We start from the raw sequence: 15047 nt of genomic DNA, 5'->3' as shown, positions 1-15047 counted from the left end.
AAGGGCCGGGCCCGCCCCCGCACCGGAGGGGTGGTGCGGGGGTGGGCCCGGGGCCGGGAGGGTCAGGCGGCCTGTTCGACCTGCGCGGCCTTCTCGGCCGTCCCGGCCGAGTAGTCCTTGCGCGCGAACGCCTGCGGGTTGCGGGCCTTGAGCACGAAGTACGAGGCGACCATGACCGCGGCCCAGACGGGAGCGCAGTAGAGCGAGACGCGCGAGTCCTTGTCGATGCCCATCAGCACGATCACCATGCCGATGAAGGCCAGGGCGAAGAGGCTCGTCCACGGCGCGCCGGGCGCCCTGAACTCCGACTGCGGCAGTTCGCCGCGGTCCGCCTTGCGGCGGTAGCGGAGCTGGGCGAGGAGGATCATGATCCAGGCCCACATGCCGGAGATGGTCGCGAAGGACACGACGTACTCGAACGCCTTGCCCGGCCACTGGTAGTTGATCCAGACGCCGACGAGCATGAACGCGGCCGAGACCGTCGTACCGCGCAGCGGCAGGCCGCGGGCGGACAGGACGCCGAAGAACTTCGGGCCCTGGCCGTTGAGCGCGAGGTCGCGCAGCATGCGGCCGGTGGAGTACATGCCGGAGTTGCAGGAGGACAACGCCGCGGTGAGGACGACGAAGTTGACGATCCCGGCGCCGGCCGGCAGGCCGATCTTGGCGAACGCCTCGACGAACGGGCTGACGCCCGGCTCGAAGACGGTCCAGCTGACCACGGACAGGATGATGACGAGCGCGCCCAGGTAGAAGACGGCGATGCGCCACGGCACGGTGTTGATGGCCTTGGGCAGGGTCTTCTTGGGGTCGGTCGCCTCGCCCGCGGTGACGCCGACGAGTTCGACGGCGAGGAAGGCGAACATCACGATCTGGAGCGTCATCAGCGTGCCGCCGATGCCCTTGGGGAAGAATCCGCCGTCGGACCAGAGCAGCGAGAAGGACGCGGTGTCACCGGCGTCGGAGAATCCGAGGGTGATGACGCCGATACCGATCAGGATCATGCCGATGATGGCGGTGACCTTGACCATGGAGAACCAGAACTCCAGCTCGCCGAAGAGCTTCACGGATATCAGGTTGGCCAGGTAGAGGACGGCGGTGAAGGCCAGCGCGGAGAGCCACTGGGGAATCGACTTGTCCCAGTACTGCACATACTTGGCCGCCGCGGTGACCTCGGTGATTCCGGTGACGACCCAGAAGAGCCAGTACGTCCAGCCGGTCACGTATCCCCAGAAGGGACCGAGGAATTCACGTGCGTAATCGGAGAAGGAGCCCGAGACCGGGCGGTACATGAGGAGCTCGCCGAGCGCCCGCATGATGAAGAAGATGACGAGACCGGCCATCGCATAGGCCAGGATGAGGCTCGGCCCGGCCTTGGATATCGCCGTTCCCGCACCGAGGAAGAGCCCGGTGCCGATGGCGCCACCAATGGCGATCATCTGGATCTGTCGGTTGCCCAGCCCCCGCTGGTAACCCTCGGAAGCGTCCTGACCGCTTCCGTTCTCGTCCCGCTCCCCGGCTGCGCCGGCGACACGGGACACGACCTGCTCAGAGGTCATGGTGGAACGCCTTTCTCCATACCGGTCCGGATCGTTCCGGACCGGGTTCCGATCCCCCCGGATGGAGTCCTGCACGTGCCGACGGTCGGTCGGCCTAAGCGCTCCCGCTCCCCGACATGGGTGGCGTCGATGGATGCAGGTCGTGAAGATTTATCACGAGTAACACCTAGATCGCCAGTTCGATTGTGTCCCAGGGCACACAAAAGGCCCCGGCAAAGCGGGACAAACCTAATAACGAGGGGCGAGAGCCGCCACTCGGTAATGCGATCGTTATCCGGACGGAGGCGTTCGCCCAGCGGACGGAGATCGGAAGGCGTAAATCCGGATCAGCGCGGCCCGAGCGTCTCGATCAGGGTCTCCTGGAGCCCGCCGAGCCAGAGGTACGCCATGACCATCGGCTTGCGGGGATCGTCGTCCGGCAGCCGGAAGAGGGCCTCGCTCTCGTCCTCGTCCGTGATCTCCAGCCGGGCACCGATCGTCAGCCGCAGGTCGTTCAGCGTGCCCAGCCACTGCCGGGAGGCCTCGGGGGTGAGGCGCAGGACCGCGCCGCGGTCGCCGGCGGGGGTCAGCCCGTCCAGCGAGCGGACGACGGCGAGGCCGTCCTCGCGCTTGCGCGCCCGCAGGTCGTTCTCGGTGAAGCGGCGGAACTCGGCCGCGTACGCCTTCGCCCGCTCGTCCGGCTCCTCGCCGGGCGCGCCGTACGCGTCGGGGAAGAGCCGGGCCAGGGCCGGGTCGGACGGCGGCTCGCTGGGCCCCTCGGCGAACAGCCGGGCCAGCGGATCGTCCCCCTCCGCCCCCGCGGCCCCGTCCTCGGGCCCGATCAGCTCCAGGAGCTGCACGGCGAGGCTGCGCAGGATGGAGATCTCCAGTTCGTCCAGGGCGATGGCGGCCCCGCCGCCCGGGAGCGGCTCGAAGTGCCCGGCCATCAGCGGTCCTGCGAGAGGGTCGCCCAGAGCCCGTACCCGTGCATCGCCTGCACGTCGCGCTCCATCTCCTCGCGCGTGCCGCTGGAGACGGTGGCGCGGCCCTTGTGGTGGACGTCGAGCATCAGCTTGCGGGCCTTGTCCTTGGAGTAGCCGAAGTACGTCTGGAAGACGTAGGTGACATAGCTCATCAGATTCACGGGGTCGTTGTGCACGAGGGTGACCCAGGGGACATCGGGCTCGGTCACGGCGAAGGGGGACTCGCCCGTCTCCGGACGCTCGATCTCGACAGGTGCCACACTCACGCCGGCTCCACACCTCGCTTCTCCGCCGCCCCGCGGCGGTCCGCCCACTGACTCCATGCTGCCACCTCGCCGGTCCGCGCGCACAAACGGCCCCCGAAATCGTCAGTCTGACGAGTAATGGCGGTAGCATCCGGGTGTCATCGGAACGGAAATGCGAGGTAGGGGCCAAGTGAACGCTGCGGACCTGGGGCTGCCGGTGGCTGTGCCGTCGACGGCGCTCTTCACCGACCGGTACGAGCTCACGATGGTGCAGGCCGCCCTCCGCGCCGGGACCGCCGACCGGCGCTCGGTCTTCGAGGTCTTCACCCGCCGGCTGCCCGAGGGGCGGCGCTACGGCGTGGTCGGCGGCATCGGGCGCGTCCTGGACGCGGTGGAGAACTTCCGCTTCGACCCCGCCGTCCTCCAGTTCCTGGAGCGGTTCGGGATCGTGGACGAGCCCACCCTCGCCTGGCTCGCCGACTACCGCTTCCGCGGCGACATCCGGGGCTATCCGGAGGGCGAGGTCTACTTCCCTGGCTCCCCCGTCATGCGGGTCGAGGGCACCTTCGCCGAGGCCGTGCTCCTGGAGACGGTGATCCTCTCCATCCTCAACCACGACTCGGCCGTCGCCGCGGCCGCCTCCCGGATGGCGGTCGCCGCGGGCGACCGGCCGCTGATCGAGATGGGCGCCCGGCGCACCCACGAGCTGGCGGCCGTCGCCGCCGCCCGCGCGGCCTACGTCGGCGGCTTCGCCTCCACCTCCGACCTCGCCGCCGGCTTCCGCTACAACATCCCGACCGTCGGCACCAGTGCGCACGCCTTCACGCTGCTGCACGACAGCGAGCGCGACGCCTTCCGTGCCCAGGTCGCCTCCCTGGGCGGCGGCACCACCCTCCTCGTCGACACCTACGACGTCCAGGAGGCCGTGAAGATGGCCGTCGAGATCGCGGGGCCCGAGCTCGGCGCCGTCCGCATCGACTCCGGCGACCTGCTGCTGCTCGCCCACCGGGTGCGCCAGCAGCTCGACGACCTCGGCGCGCGGAAGACGAAGATCGTGGTCACCAGCGACCTCGACGAGTACGCGATCGCCTCGCTGGCCGCCGCGCCCGTCGACGCCTACGGGGTGGGCACCCAGCTGGTGACCGGCAGCGGCCACCCGACCTGCTCGATGGTCTACAAGCTCGTCGCCCGGGCCGACGGGGACGGGCCGGACGCGCCGCTGCGGCCGGTCGCCAAGAAGTCCATGGGCGGCAAGATGTCGATCGGCGGCCGCAAGTGGGCCGCGCGGCGGCTGGACGCCGACGGCGTCGCCGAGGCGGAGGTCGTCGGCACCGGGCCGGTACCGGCGGACCTCGTGGACCGGCAGCTCCTGGTCGAGCTCGTCCGCGGCGGCAGCGTCGTCGGCCGCGAGCCGCTGGACGCGGCGCGCGAACGGCACATCGCGGCCCGCTCGGTCCTGCCGCTCTCCGCGACGCAGCTGTCCAGGGGGGAGCCCGTGCTGCCCACCGAGTACCTCTGACCGCCCCCTGTGCTCCTCCTCCCATCGCCCCACGGGACTCACTACCCTCGGTCACAGAGAGCCGATCCGCACCGTCGGCCGAGGGCCATTTCACCGAAGGATCGAGCGCCATGAACCGTGCACTGATCATCGTCGACGTGCAGAACGACTTCTGCGAGGGCGGCGCCCTGCCGGTGGCCGGCGGCGCCGACGTCGCGGCGGCCATAACGGACCTGGTCGGGGAGGCCACGGCCGGGTACGCCCATGTCGTCGCCTCCCGCGACATGCACGTGGACCCCGGGGACCACTTCTCCGACCACCCCGACTACGTCGACTCCTGGCCGGTGCACTGCGTCGCCGGTACGGAGGGCTCCGGTTTCCATCCCAACCTCGCCCCCGCCCTGGCCTCCGGCGCGATCGCCGCCGTCTTCGACAAGGGCGCCTACGCAGCGGGCTACAGCGCCTTCCAGGGCGCCGACGAGAACGGGACGTCGCTGGAGGACTGGCTGCACGCGCGCGACGTCGACGAGGTGGACGTCGTCGGCATCGCCACCGACCACTGCGTCCGCGCCACCGCCCTCGACGCGCGGCGCCTCGGCTTCACGACCACGGTCCTCCTCGACCTCACGGCCGGTGTGGCCCGCGAGACGGTGGCCTCCGCGGTGGAGGAGATGCGGCGGGCGGGTGTGAAGCTGGCGGGCTCGCCGGTGGTCGCGGCGGCGTAGCTTTTTTCTCTCCCCGCCCCGCCCTTTCACCGTTTCTGCGGGCCTGTTGCCCCGGGGGCCCGACCGCGCTCCGCGCGGGGCGGGACCGCGCGGCTCCGCGCGGGCGCGCGCGCGCGGCCGCGCGAAGCCGCGCGAAGCCGCGCGAAGCCGCGCGAAGCCGCGCGAAGCCGCGCGAAGCCGCGCGAAGCCGCGCGAAGCCGCGCGAAGCCGCGCGAAGCCGCGCGAAGCCGCGCGAAGCCGCGCGAAGCCGCGCGAAGCCGCGCGGTGGCGGGGCTTCGCCCCTGCACCCCACCGGGGGCTGCGCCCCCTGGGCCCCCTTCCGGGAGCTGCGCCCCGGACCGGACCGCGCTCTGCGCCGGCGGGGCGGGACCGCACGCTGCCGCGGTGAGCGGGGCGGCGCGCTCCACGCAGGTGGGGCGGGGACCGGTGCCCCCCCGCGCAGGCGGCTCGGGGCTTCGCCCCTTGCGCCCCCCGGGCTGCGCCCCCTGGCCCCCTCTTCGGGGCTCCGCCCCGGACCCCGCAACCGCGCTCCGAGCGGTTGTCCTCAAGCTCGCCCAGAGGGGGTACCCCCTCTGGGCGAGCTTGAGGACGAGCGGCGGAGCCGCGATCAGGGGGTGCAGGGGGCGGAGCCCCCCCGCCCGCCGCGCGGAGCGCGGCCCGACCCCGGGGCAGAGCCCCGCAAGGGGGTGCAGGGGGCGTAGCCCCCGCCACCGCGCGGCAGCGCGGACCCGCCTCGCCCGCGCGGCAGGGCGGTCCGCCCCAGGGGCGCAGCCCCTGCGGAAACGGTGAAAGGGCAGGGCGGGGAGAGAAAAAAGCTACGCGGCCCGCCCCCGCCGAGGCCGCAGCAACCGCCCTATCGGATGCCAGGACTCCGTCTCATCCCCCGGCACGGCCCGCCACACCAGCCCCTCAGGGTGGTACAGCGCCGCGCTGATCTCGTCGGGCGACGGCGGCTCGCTGTTCCCCCGCAGGTACACGGCCCGGAGCCCCAGATTCCGGACGCGGGTGAGCGCCCGCGCCCGGTTGGCCGCGTGGACGAGGACCCGTACCCGCTCCCCGGTCGTCCCCGCTCCGTCGCCGGACGGACACGGAAGGGACAGGGCGACGACCACACTCCCGTCCGGGAGCTTGACGAAACCACCGCCTGCCATCGGGCGACCACCCTCCGCCGGAGCACTCGTGTCAATAAGAGGACACCACCGGAAGCATCCAACCGCGAACCCCGGCACCCCGCCAGGGGATTCCGAAAAAACGCTTTTGACCTGCGGAAACAATAACCCAGCGAGCGGACGGCCGGGATCCGTTCCGGACCCGGGACACCACCGGTGACACCCCGCCCCGACCGGTGGTGTCAGTAAGCGCGTCGGCAAGCGCGAGCGCCCCCCGGCGCCGCCGCGACCCCGGCGCGACCTCACCGCGGGCAAGCGCACGGTTGTCGGCGGTTCCGCTCGGGCAGACAGGACCGTAGAGTCTTTTTGCGGTACGTACGTGTCGGCTCTGCACCCCACCATCCCCCCGAGGACGGATCCCGTCATGCCGCGTCCGACGTCAGCACAGATCGCCTACGGCTCGGTCACCGTCGTCCTGTCGACCCTCGCCATGCTCCTGCTGTCGGGGACGAGTTCGGCCACCGGGGTCGCCGTCGTCGTCCTGGGCGCCCTCGCGCTCGGGCTCGTCGTCGCCTCCCTCCTGCCGCTCCCCCGCCGGAGCCCACGCCCGGCCCGGGCGGCGCGGCCGCCGCGGACGGTGGCCCGGGGTCCCCGCGCCCCGCGGCAGCGCGCGGGGTCGGCGCCCGCCCGGGTGGGCGAGCACTCACTGCACGGTTGAGACCACGACCGTCTTCGCCGCCTTGTCGTGGATGCACTGGTGGTACGGCTGGTCCCAGGTGCACCACAGCACATTGATCACCCAGAAGACGAAGCCGCAGCAGGGCACGATCCACGGCAGGCAGTAGACCGCGGCCCGGACCCAGCCGGGCCCGTTCTGCGGGACGGCGCCGTTCTCCAGCACGGCGACCCGGAGTTGCAGCGCCATCTTGCCGAGCGTCTGGCCACGGGCCGTCAGCATCAGCCCCTCGTAGAGGAAGTAGACGATGGCGATGAGGATGCTGAGGCCGGTGTTCTTGGTGTTGTCCCGGTAGGGATCCCAGCTGTTCCAGGTGAAGGCCGAGTAGACCAGGCTGACCGGGATCGAGACGATCAGGAAGTCGATGACCCGGGCGACCAGCCGCTTGAAGCGGTTGCCCAGCGGCGGCATGCCCGCCAGCGGGTCGGTCGCCCCGCCCGGCCCGCCGTAGGGACCGCCGGGGCCGCCGGGCGGCGGCGGTCCGCCCGTGTCGTACGGACCGCCGGGCCCCGGGCCGCCGCCGTACGGCCCGCCGGGGTACGGTCCGCCGGCGGGCGGGCCGTTGCCGGGGGCGTGCCCGTACGGCGGGAGGTCGCCCGGCGGCTTCTGGCGGAACGGGTCGTCGTCCTGCGGCTGGTCCGTGCTCATGGCCCGAGTAGAACCCGGCGGCCCGGACGCCGCATCCGCCCGTATGCCGTTCGAGTTGCCCTCACCGGCGACCGCCCCGGCGGTCAGGCGCCGCCGGAGGACGCCACGAACGTCCGCGCCGCCTTGTCGTGCCAGCACTGGCGCCAGGGCCGGTCGAACAGACACCACACGACGCCCAGCAGCCCCACCCCCAGGACCCCCGGCAGGCTGTACATCAGCCAGCGCAGCAGCGCCGCGCCGAACGACGCGGTGTCGTGCGACTCGATGTCGAGCACGCGCACCCCGCACAGCCTCTTGCCCAGCGTGCGGCCCCACTTGGCGGTCGGCAGCGCCTCGTAGAGCACCCCGCCGACCAGCAGCGCGGCCAGCACGATCGCCAGATAGGTGCCCGTGGTGCCGTCGAGGAGCCAGACGGTCACGGTCTGCCCGGACCGCTTGGCGCGGTCCACCTTCTCGTCGATGTGCTCGACGGACTTGCCCCACAGCGGCACCGCGAGGGCGGCGAGCGCGCCGCCGAGGACGGCCGTGTCGACGAGCCGCGCGGCCAGCCGCCGGCCCAGCCCCGCCGGGCGGCCCTCCTGGCGGGCGGCCTGGAGGAAGGGGTTCTCCGTCGGCGGCTTCCAGGGCGCGGGCACCCCGCCCTCGCGCACGGCGAGCGGCGCGGCGGCCGCCTGCGGGGCGGGCAGCGGCTGAGGCTGCGGCTGCCCCTGCGGCTGAAGCTGCCCCTGCGGTTGGGGTTGCGGTTGCGGCTGGAGTTGGGGCTGAGGCTGGGACTGGAGTTGGGACTGATGCTGGGGCTGGGGCTGGGAATGGGGCTGGGGCTGGGAATGGGGCTGCGGGTGCCGCTGAGGATGCTGAGGCTGCTGCACCGCCTGTGGTGCGGGCTGCTGCTGAAGCTGCTGCGGGGACAGCCCCTGCGGCGGGGACCACGGCCCCCCGGACACCCCACCGTCCGGCCGCCCCGCCGCGGTCCGGTGCCCCGGCTGCTGCGCCGGGCCGGGCCGCCGGCCCTCCTCCGGCCACGGGCCCTGCGGCTGCGGCTCGGCCGGGGCCAGGGCCGACGGCCCGTGGTGGACCCGCGGCCCGGACGGCACCGGCCCGGGCTTGCGGCCGCCGAGGTCCATCGTCCCCTCGCGAACGGGCTCCACGGGCCCCGCGCCGGGCACACGCGGACCGTGCGCGGCGGACGCCGACGGCTCTCCGCCCCACGCCCCCGGCTCGCGCCGCGCGGGCAGCCGCTCCTCGTCGAAGAACACGGGCCCCGTCTCGTCCCGCCCCTGGCCGGCCAGCGAGGGGGACGGCGGCACGGGCCGCGGCGCGGCGAGGGCGGGCAGCGGCGCGGGGGCGAGGCCGGGCGGCGGTCCGGGCAGGGGCTCGCCCTCGGCGGGCGCGGGCCGGCTGGTGCCGGGGACCCAGGCGGTGCCGCTCCAGTAGCGGATGTAGCCGGGGATGGACGGGTCCGGGTAATAGCCTTGGCTGGGGCTGCCGTCGGCGGATCCCGGGATGGGTGCGCTCATGGTCTCCGGTGTCCCGTATCTGTTCGGCCGTGCTGGGATGTCAGGCAGTCTGCCGCACTGGCGTGGTGTCCTGTGTACCGCTCCGGGTCCGGTGCTCGCGACTGCGGGCGCACGTCCATGTGACCTCTATGCGCAAAAGACAACCCGGGGCGCAGCCAACAGGTCTACCAGACGGCTCCCCTCTGCGTGGACGTGACGCCGACGGGACCACTCACACGTGCGACCGGGAGGCGCCGCGGCGCGAAGTCGCGTCATGGCGCGGGGCCGGTCCGCTCTGTCCTGGTGCGGGGCCCGGTCGTGAGGGCCGCGCGGCGGACAGAGGACGAAAGAGGGCGCACTTCATGCATGCCGTGGTGGAACGAGACCTGGAGATGGACCTGGTGCTGGAGCCGGGGCGGAGCATTCCGGTGCCGGCGCGGCTGAGCTACCGGGCCGACGACCCGTACGCGGTCCGGATCGCCTTCCACGTCACCTCGCGGTCGCCGGTCAACTGGACCTTCGCGCGCGAGCTGTTGGCCGAGGGCGTCCACCGGGCCTGCGGCTCGGGGGACGTACGGGTGTGGCCCGGCTCGTCGGGCGGGCGGACGGTGGTGTGCGTGGCGCTGTCGTCGCCCGACGGCGAGGCGCTGCTGGAGGCGCCGGCCCCCGCGGTGCGCACCTGGCTGGAGAGCACGCTGCGTCTGGTGGAGCGGGGCGCGGAGGGCAAGTGGCTGGCGCTGGACGAGGGGTTGCGGGAGTTGCTGGGGGCGTAGGGCCGGGCGGCGAGGGCGGGACGCCCCGCGGGCGGCGCGCGCGGCGGCCCGCGCGGCGGCGCCCCCGGCCCGCGTCCCGGCTCAGAGCACCTTGCCGGGGTTCAGCAGCCCCAGGGGGTCGAAGACCGCCTTGATGCCGCGCTGCATCTCCATGGCCACCGGGCCCGCCTCCCTCGCCAGCCAGTCCTTCTTGAGGAGGCCGACCCCGTGCTCACCGGTGATCGTGCCGCCGAGTTCCAGCCCCAGGGCCATGATCTCGTCGAAGGACTCCCGGGCGCGGCGGGCCTCGTCCTCGTCGGCGGGGTCGAAGCAGACGACGGGATGGGTGTTGCCGTCGCCGGCGTGGGCGCAGACGCCGATGGTCAGGGCGTGCTTGTCGGCGATGGCGGCGGTGCCGTCGATGAGGTCGGCGAGGCGCGAGCGCGGGACGCAGACGTCGTCGATCATCGTGGCCGGGCGCAGCGCCTCCAGCGCGGGCAGCGCCATCCGCCGTGCGTGCAGGAGGAGTTCGGACTCCGCGGGGGAGTCGGCGGGGACGACCTCGGTGGCCCCGGCGGCGGTGCACAGCTCGCCGACGGCGGCCAGGTGCGGGGCGGGGTCGGGGGTGTCGAAGGCGGCGAGGAGCAGGGCCGCGGTGGTCTCCGGAAGTCCCATGTCCGCAAGGGAGTTGACGGCGCGGAGCGTCGTCCGGTCCATCAGCTCCAGCAGCGACGGGGCGTGGCCGTCGGCCATGATGCGGCGGACCGCCTCGCACGCGGCCGCTGCGGAGGGGAACTCGGCGGCCAGCGCGAGCTGTCGGGGCGGCGCCGGCTTGAGCGCGAGCACGGCCCGTACGACGACGCCGAGGCTGCCCTCCGAGCCGACGAACAGCCGCGTCAGGTCGTAGCCCGCGACGCCCTTGGCGGTGCGGCGGCCGGTGGTCAGCAGCCGGCCGTCGGCGAGGACGACGTCCAGTCCGAGGACGTATTCGGCGGTCACGCCGTACTTGACGCAGCACAGGCCGCCGGAGGCGGTGCCGATGTTGCCGCCGATGGTGCACTGCTCCCAACTCGACGGATCCGGCGGGTAGTAGAGGCCGTGTTCGGCGACGGCGCGGGAGAGGACGGCGTTGACGACGCCCGGTTCGACGACGGCGATGCGTTCGGCCGGGTCGATCTCCAGGATCCGGTCCATCTTGACGAGGGAGAGGACGATGCAGCCGTCCGTGGCGTTGGCCGCCCCGGAGAGCCCGGTGCGGGCGCCCTGCGGGACGACGGGGACGCGCAGCGCGGTGGCGGTGCGCATCACGTGCTGGACCTGCTCCGTCGTCCGGGGCAGGACGACGGCGGCGGGCGCGCCGGCGGCGCAGAAGCTCGCCATGTCGTTGGCGTAGGAGGCGGTGACGTCCGGGTCGGTGAGGACGGCGTTGGCGGGGAGTCCTTCGCGGAGGTGCTGGATCAGGTCGCCCATGTGTTCACTCTGCCACCGCCCGCCGCGCACACGGAAGATCGCCGCCCCGCCCGCGCGTGCGGGCGGGGCGGCGCGGTCCTGCGGCGGCCGGATCCCCTACAAGTTCCCCCGCTTGGCCTGCTCGCGCTCGATCGCCTCGAACAGCGCCTTGAAGTTGCCCTTGCCGAAGCCCATCGACCCGTGCCGCTCGATCATCTCGAAGAAGACCGTCGGCCGGTCCTGCACCGGCTTGGTGAAGATCTGGAGCAGGTAGCCGTCCTCGTCGCGGTCGACGAGGATCTTCAGCTCGCGGAGCGTCTCGACGGGGACGCGCGTCTCGCCCGCCCACTCGCCCAGGGTGTCGTAGTACGAGTCGGGCGTGTCCAGGAACTGGACGCCGGCCGCCTTCATCTGGCGCACGGTCGCGACGATGTCGTTCGTCGCGAGCGCGATGTGCTGGACGCCGGGCCCGCCGTAGAACTCCAGGTACTCGTCGATCTGCGACTTCTTCTTCGCCACGGCCGGCTCGTTGAGCGGGAACTTCACCTTGCGGGTGCCGTCCGCGACGACCTTGGACATCAGCGCGGAGTACTCGGTGGCGATGTCGTCGCCCACGAACTCCTTCATGTTCGTGAAGCCCATGACCTTGTGGTAGAAGGTCACCCACTCGTCCATGCGGCCGAGTTCGACGTTGCCCACGCAGTGGTCGATGGCCTGGAAGTTGCGCCGCTCGGGCGGGGTCACGATCGGTTCGGCGGCCGTGTAGCCGGGGAGGTAGGGGCCGTTGTAGCCGGAGCGGTCGACGAGCGTGTGGCGGGTCTCGCCGTACGTCGCGATGGCGGCGAGGACGACGGTGCCGTGCTCGTCCTTCAGCTCGTACGGCTCCTCCAGGCCGCGTGCGCCGTTCTCGACCGCGAAGGCGTACGCGGCCCGTGCGTCCGGGACCTCGATCGCCAGGTCCACGACGCCGTCGCCGTGCTCGGCCACGTGCCGCTCCAGGAAGCGGCCGCGCTCGCTCGTTGCCTTGATCACGGTGGTGAGGACGAACCGGGCGCCGCCCGACTCCAGGACGTAACTCGCCGTCTCCCGGCTGCCGTTCTCCGGTCCGGAGTAGGCGACCAGCTTCATGCCGAAGGCGGACGAGTAGTAGTGCGCCGCCTGCTTGGCGTTGCCGACGGCGAAGACCACCGCGTCCATCCCCTTGACCGGGAAGGGGTCGGCCTGCCGTGCGGTGTCAGAGGTGTGATCCGTGGTCTGCGTCATGGCCGCAGCGTCTCGCCGATCCACAAGGTGCGCAATAGTTCGTGCATCGGCTGGGCAATCTGCACAGTGCACCGCCGGTAACGCCGGACGTTCTGTACAGGATGCCCACGAGGGGAAGATCATGGCGATCGATCGTTTGGACGGCAGGCTCATCGAACTGCTCGCGCGCGAGCCGCGCATCGGCGTCCTGGAGGCGTCCCGCCGCCTGGGCGTCGCCCGCGGCACGGCACAGGCGCGGCTCGACCGCCTCCTGTCCCAGGGCGTCATCCGCGGCTTCGGGCCGGACGTGGACCCGGCGGCGCTCGGCTATCCGGTGACCGCCTTCGCCACGCTGGAGATCCGGCAGGGGCAGGGGGCGGACGTGCGCACGCACCTGGCGGGGGTGCCGGAGGTGCTGGAGCTGCACACCATCACCGGGCACGGGGACATGCTCTGCCGGCTCGTCGCCCGCTCGAACGCGGATCTCCAGCGGGTGATCGACAAGGTGGTCGGCATCGAGGGCATCGTGCGGGCGTCCACGGCGATCGTGATGGAGAACGCGGTGCCGCTGCGGATCATCCCCCTGGTGCGAGAGGCCGCGGGCGCCGACGACTGACCCCCACCCCAACCCTCTTCCACAGGAGCTCCGCCCTGTACGACCCGCCACTCCGCACGACGGGCCCGGGCCCCGCCCCGCACCCCACCCGGGGGCTCCGCCCCGGGCCCGCTACCGCGCTCCGCGTTCGGGAACGACGGGAACGAGCGGCGGAGCCGCGACGGAACCGCGCGCAGCGCGGCGGGGCACAGGGGGCGCAGCCCCCGCCACACCGCGCGGCAGCGCGGTCCCGGCCGAGGGCGCAGCCCCCCGGGTGGGGTGCGGGGCGCAGCCCCGGAAGAAACGGTGAAAGGGCGGGGCGGGGGCTCAATCCCCCGCGGGCATCAGCAGGCCGGCACCCGCCCCCCCGAAGACAACGCCTTCAGCGAGGCGACCGCATCCCGCAGACCGACGACGGGAATCAGGCGCATCCCCTCCGGAGCCTCCCCCTTCGCCTCCTCGCACTGCGCCTTCGGCACGAGGAAGACCGCAGCCCCGTCCCGCCCCTCCGCCTGCACCTTCAGCGGCACGCCGCCCACCGGGCCGACCGTCCCGTCCGGCTCGATCGTGCCCGTGCCGCCTATCGTCCGCCCGCCGGTGAGGTCGCCGCCCCGCCCGTCCCCGTCGAGCTTGTCGACGATGCCGAGGGCGAACATCAGGCCCGCGCTCGGCCCGCCGATGTCGGCGAGCCGGAGGGTCACCTTGACGTCCTTGGGCGAGCGGTGCAGATACGCGAGGGCGGCGCGCGTCGCGGAGTCCTGGGACTTGGTCATCTCGGCGATGTTGTGCTCCTCCGTCTCCTTGTCGGACTTGCCCGGCGGGAAGACGGAGTCGCGCGGCATCACCGCCCGGTCCGTGCGGAACCAGTCGCTCGCCACGTCCGCCAGGCCGACGTCCGCCCGCGGACCGGTGGCGATGATCGAGGACATCCGCAGCTGTCCGCTCGTGCGGCGGGTCTCCGCACCGCTCACCGAGATCACCGGCTTGCCCTGGTGGTCGCCCAGCACGTTCACCGTGGAGCCGGGCCGGGCGATGGAGAACGGCAGGGGGGCGAAGGCCGCGGTCCCGAGCAGGGCGAGGACGGGCAGGGCGCAGACGGCGGAGATCCGGGCCCGGGGGGACCACGCGGACGGGGGCGGGAAACGCATGGTGCGAATCTAGTTCACCGGCGGTCCCGCACGCCCGGCCGCCCTCACCTCAGCGCGTCCGCCACCTCCTTCGCCGCCTCGACGACCCGCGGCCCGACGCGGTGCGGGACGGCGTCGGTGAGCATGACGACGCCCACGCTGCCCTCGATGCCGCTGACGCCGAGCAGCGGCGCCGCGGCGCCGCTCGCGCCGGCCTCCAGCTCGCCGTGGGTGAGCGCGTAGCCGGGGTTGTCGACGTCGCCCGCGCGGGCGGCGAGTATGGCGCGGCCGGCCGCGCCGCGGTCCAGCGGGTGCCGGAAGCCGGCGCGGTAGGCGACGTGGTAGTCCGTCCAGGTCGGCTCGACGACGGCGACGGCGAGCGCCTCCGCGCCGTCGACGAGCGTCAGATGGGCGGTGGCGCCCACGTCCTCGGCCAGCGCCCGCAGCGCCGGCAGGGCCGCCTCCCGCACGAGCGGGTGCACCTGCCGGCCCAGCCGCAGGACGCCCAGGCCCACCCGGGCCCGGCCGCCGACGTCCCGCCGGACGAGCGCGTGCTGCTCGAGCGTGGCGAGCAGCCGGTAGACGACGGTCCGGTTGACGCCGAGCCGGGCGGCCAGCTCGGTGACGGTCAGGCCGTGGTCGGTGTCGGCGAGCAGTTTCAGGACGCGCAGTCCTCTGTCGAGCGTCTGCGAAGTCTCCGCGGTCACGACGCCCCCTCCTCCGATGAAAGGCGGGCTCTCGTCGTGGTGGGGTTGCGCCTCCGGTCCCGTCCGGCAGCGCGTGAGAGAGGCCGCCGGTGAAACAGACGTACAACCGGCCGCGCTCCGCGGCGGCGCTGCCACGGGGCGTGTGCGTGACCGGCACGCTAGCGAGCCGGTCCGCTCAGCGGAAGAGTCTGCCCACAATC

At 73.1% G+C, this 15047-nt stretch carries 15 protein-coding genes; 5 read left to right on the top strand and 10 right to left on the bottom strand.

From position 1 onward, the window contains the following. Positions 1 to 62 precede the first annotated feature (62 nt). The 3 genes from AC230_RS29125 to clpS form a co-directional block, all read right to left on the bottom strand. Positions 63 to 1556 carry an amino acid permease gene (locus tag AC230_RS29125; RefSeq protein ID WP_049719316.1) on the bottom strand — a complete coding sequence of 498 codons (1494 nt, stop codon included), beginning with the start codon at positions 1554 to 1556 and terminating at the stop codon, positions 63 to 65. 326 nt (positions 1557 to 1882) lie between these two features. Then, entirely contained in the window at positions 1883 to 2482 is a 600-nt protein-coding gene (locus AC230_RS29120) for a DUF2017 domain-containing protein (RefSeq protein ID WP_049719315.1), read from the bottom strand. After that, positions 2482 to 2841, bottom strand: a complete 360-nt coding sequence (clpS, locus tag AC230_RS29115; RefSeq protein ID WP_049719314.1) for an ATP-dependent Clp protease adapter ClpS — start codon at positions 2839 to 2841, stop codon at positions 2482 to 2484. Before clpS ends, AC230_RS29120 begins: the two co-directional genes overlap by 1 nt. Positions 2842 to 2953: 112 nt before the next feature. Here clpS and AC230_RS29110 point away from each other — a divergent pair, with 112 nt between their 5' ends. Both AC230_RS29110 and AC230_RS29105 read left to right on the top strand, forming a co-directional pair. Beyond that, the gene (locus AC230_RS29110) at positions 2954 to 4282 is read left to right on the top strand and encodes a nicotinate phosphoribosyltransferase (RefSeq protein WP_049719313.1); all 1329 of its coding nucleotides are present in this window, start codon (positions 2954 to 2956) and stop codon (positions 4280 to 4282) included. A 110-nt stretch (positions 4283 to 4392) separates the two neighbouring features. Then, on the top strand, positions 4393 to 4986 hold the full coding sequence (locus AC230_RS29105; RefSeq protein ID WP_049719312.1) for an isochorismatase family protein: 594 nt from the start codon (positions 4393 to 4395) through the stop codon (positions 4984 to 4986). Positions 4987 to 5801: 815 nt separating this feature from the next. On the opposite strand, the gene AC230_RS29100 is transcribed toward AC230_RS29105, so the two are convergent. Continuing rightward, entirely contained in the window at positions 5802 to 6137 is a 336-nt protein-coding gene (locus AC230_RS29100) for a hypothetical protein (protein WP_049719311.1), read from the bottom strand. Positions 6138 to 6519: 382 nt separating this feature from the next. Between AC230_RS29100 and AC230_RS29095 the strand changes: the two genes are divergently transcribed. Next, on the top strand, positions 6520 to 6813 hold the full coding sequence (locus AC230_RS29095; RefSeq protein WP_049719310.1) for a hypothetical protein: 294 nt from the start codon (positions 6520 to 6522) through the stop codon (positions 6811 to 6813). Here AC230_RS29095 and AC230_RS29090 read toward each other — a convergent pair. Beyond that, entirely contained in the window at positions 6799 to 7479 is a 681-nt protein-coding gene (locus tag AC230_RS29090; protein WP_049719309.1) for an RDD family protein, read from the bottom strand. The two genes, AC230_RS29095 and AC230_RS29090, sit on opposite strands and share 15 nt — an antisense overlap. Positions 7480 to 7562: 83 nt before the next feature. Further along, entirely contained in the window at positions 7563 to 8996 is a 1434-nt protein-coding gene (locus AC230_RS29085) for an RDD family protein (RefSeq protein WP_049719308.1), read from the bottom strand. A gap of 341 nt (positions 8997 to 9337) precedes the next feature. Here AC230_RS29085 and AC230_RS29080 point away from each other — a divergent pair, with 341 nt between their 5' ends. Beyond that, on the top strand, positions 9338 to 9748 hold the full coding sequence (locus AC230_RS29080) for an SsgA family sporulation/cell division regulator (RefSeq protein ID WP_049719307.1): 411 nt from the start codon (positions 9338 to 9340) through the stop codon (positions 9746 to 9748). An 81-nt stretch (positions 9749 to 9829) separates the two neighbouring features. On the opposite strand, the gene AC230_RS29075 is transcribed toward AC230_RS29080, so the two are convergent. Further along, positions 9830 to 11197: an FAD-binding oxidoreductase gene (locus AC230_RS29075; RefSeq protein WP_049719306.1), complete on the bottom strand. Its 1368-nt coding sequence runs from the start codon at positions 11195 to 11197 to the stop codon at positions 9830 to 9832. 96 nt (positions 11198 to 11293) lie between these two features. Beyond that, complete coding sequence (hppD, locus tag AC230_RS29070) at positions 11294 to 12439, bottom strand: 4-hydroxyphenylpyruvate dioxygenase (RefSeq protein ID WP_049719305.1); 1146 nt, start codon at positions 12437 to 12439, stop codon at positions 11294 to 11296. Between the two features lie 121 nt (positions 12440 to 12560). Here hppD and AC230_RS29065 point away from each other — a divergent pair, with 121 nt between their 5' ends. Next, the gene (locus AC230_RS29065; RefSeq protein WP_049719304.1) at positions 12561 to 13034 is read left to right on the top strand and encodes an Lrp/AsnC family transcriptional regulator; all 474 of its coding nucleotides are present in this window, start codon (positions 12561 to 12563) and stop codon (positions 13032 to 13034) included. A 323-nt stretch (positions 13035 to 13357) separates the two neighbouring features. On the opposite strand, the gene AC230_RS29060 is transcribed toward AC230_RS29065, so the two are convergent. After that, positions 13358 to 14161 carry a hypothetical protein gene (locus AC230_RS29060; RefSeq protein WP_049719303.1) on the bottom strand — a complete coding sequence of 268 codons (804 nt, stop codon included), beginning with the start codon at positions 14159 to 14161 and terminating at the stop codon, positions 13358 to 13360. Positions 14162 to 14205: 44 nt separating this feature from the next. After that, a complete protein-coding gene (locus AC230_RS29055) occupies positions 14206 to 14847 on the bottom strand; it encodes an IclR family transcriptional regulator (protein WP_049719302.1) in 642 nt (213 codons plus the stop codon). Positions 14848 to 15047: the final 200 nt, after the last annotated feature.

This window comes from Streptomyces caatingaensis (assembly GCF_001187435.1).
GTDB lineage: Bacteria > Actinomycetota > Actinomycetes > Streptomycetales > Streptomycetaceae > Streptomyces > Streptomyces caatingaensis.
This window is presented reverse-complemented; position numbering and strand designations above follow the sequence as displayed.

What these genes read in the sequence shown, in the direction of transcription:
- AC230_RS29125 (WP_049719316.1), bottom strand. Translation starts at nt 1,556, where the DNA reads ATGACCTCTGAGCAGGTCGTGTCCCGTGTCGCCGGCGCAGCCGGGGAG.
- AC230_RS29120 (WP_049719315.1), bottom strand. Translation starts at nt 2,482, where the DNA reads ATGGCCGGGCACTTCGAGCCGCTCCCGGGCGGCGGGGCCGCCATCGCC.
- clpS (WP_049719314.1), bottom strand. Translation starts at nt 2,841, where the DNA reads ATGGAGTCAGTGGGCGGACCGCCGCGGGGCGGCGGAGAAGCGAGGTGT.
- AC230_RS29105 (WP_049719312.1), top strand. Translation starts at nt 4,393, where the DNA reads ATGAACCGTGCACTGATCATCGTCGACGTGCAGAACGACTTCTGCGAG.
- AC230_RS29100 (WP_049719311.1), bottom strand. Translation starts at nt 6,137, where the DNA reads ATGGCAGGCGGTGGTTTCGTCAAGCTCCCGGACGGGAGTGTGGTCGTC.
- AC230_RS29095 (WP_049719310.1), top strand. Translation starts at nt 6,520, where the DNA reads ATGCCGCGTCCGACGTCAGCACAGATCGCCTACGGCTCGGTCACCGTC.
- AC230_RS29090 (WP_049719309.1), bottom strand. Translation starts at nt 7,479, where the DNA reads ATGAGCACGGACCAGCCGCAGGACGACGACCCGTTCCGCCAGAAGCCG.
- AC230_RS29085 (WP_049719308.1), bottom strand. Translation starts at nt 8,996, where the DNA reads ATGAGCGCACCCATCCCGGGATCCGCCGACGGCAGCCCCAGCCAAGGC.
- AC230_RS29080 (WP_049719307.1), top strand. Translation starts at nt 9,338, where the DNA reads ATGCATGCCGTGGTGGAACGAGACCTGGAGATGGACCTGGTGCTGGAG.
- AC230_RS29075 (WP_049719306.1), bottom strand. Translation starts at nt 11,197, where the DNA reads ATGGGCGACCTGATCCAGCACCTCCGCGAAGGACTCCCCGCCAACGCC.
- hppD (WP_049719305.1), bottom strand. Translation starts at nt 12,439, where the DNA reads ATGACGCAGACCACGGATCACACCTCTGACACCGCACGGCAGGCCGAC.
- AC230_RS29065 (WP_049719304.1), top strand. Translation starts at nt 12,561, where the DNA reads ATGGCGATCGATCGTTTGGACGGCAGGCTCATCGAACTGCTCGCGCGC.
- AC230_RS29060 (WP_049719303.1), bottom strand. Translation starts at nt 14,161, where the DNA reads ATGCGTTTCCCGCCCCCGTCCGCGTGGTCCCCCCGGGCCCGGATCTCC.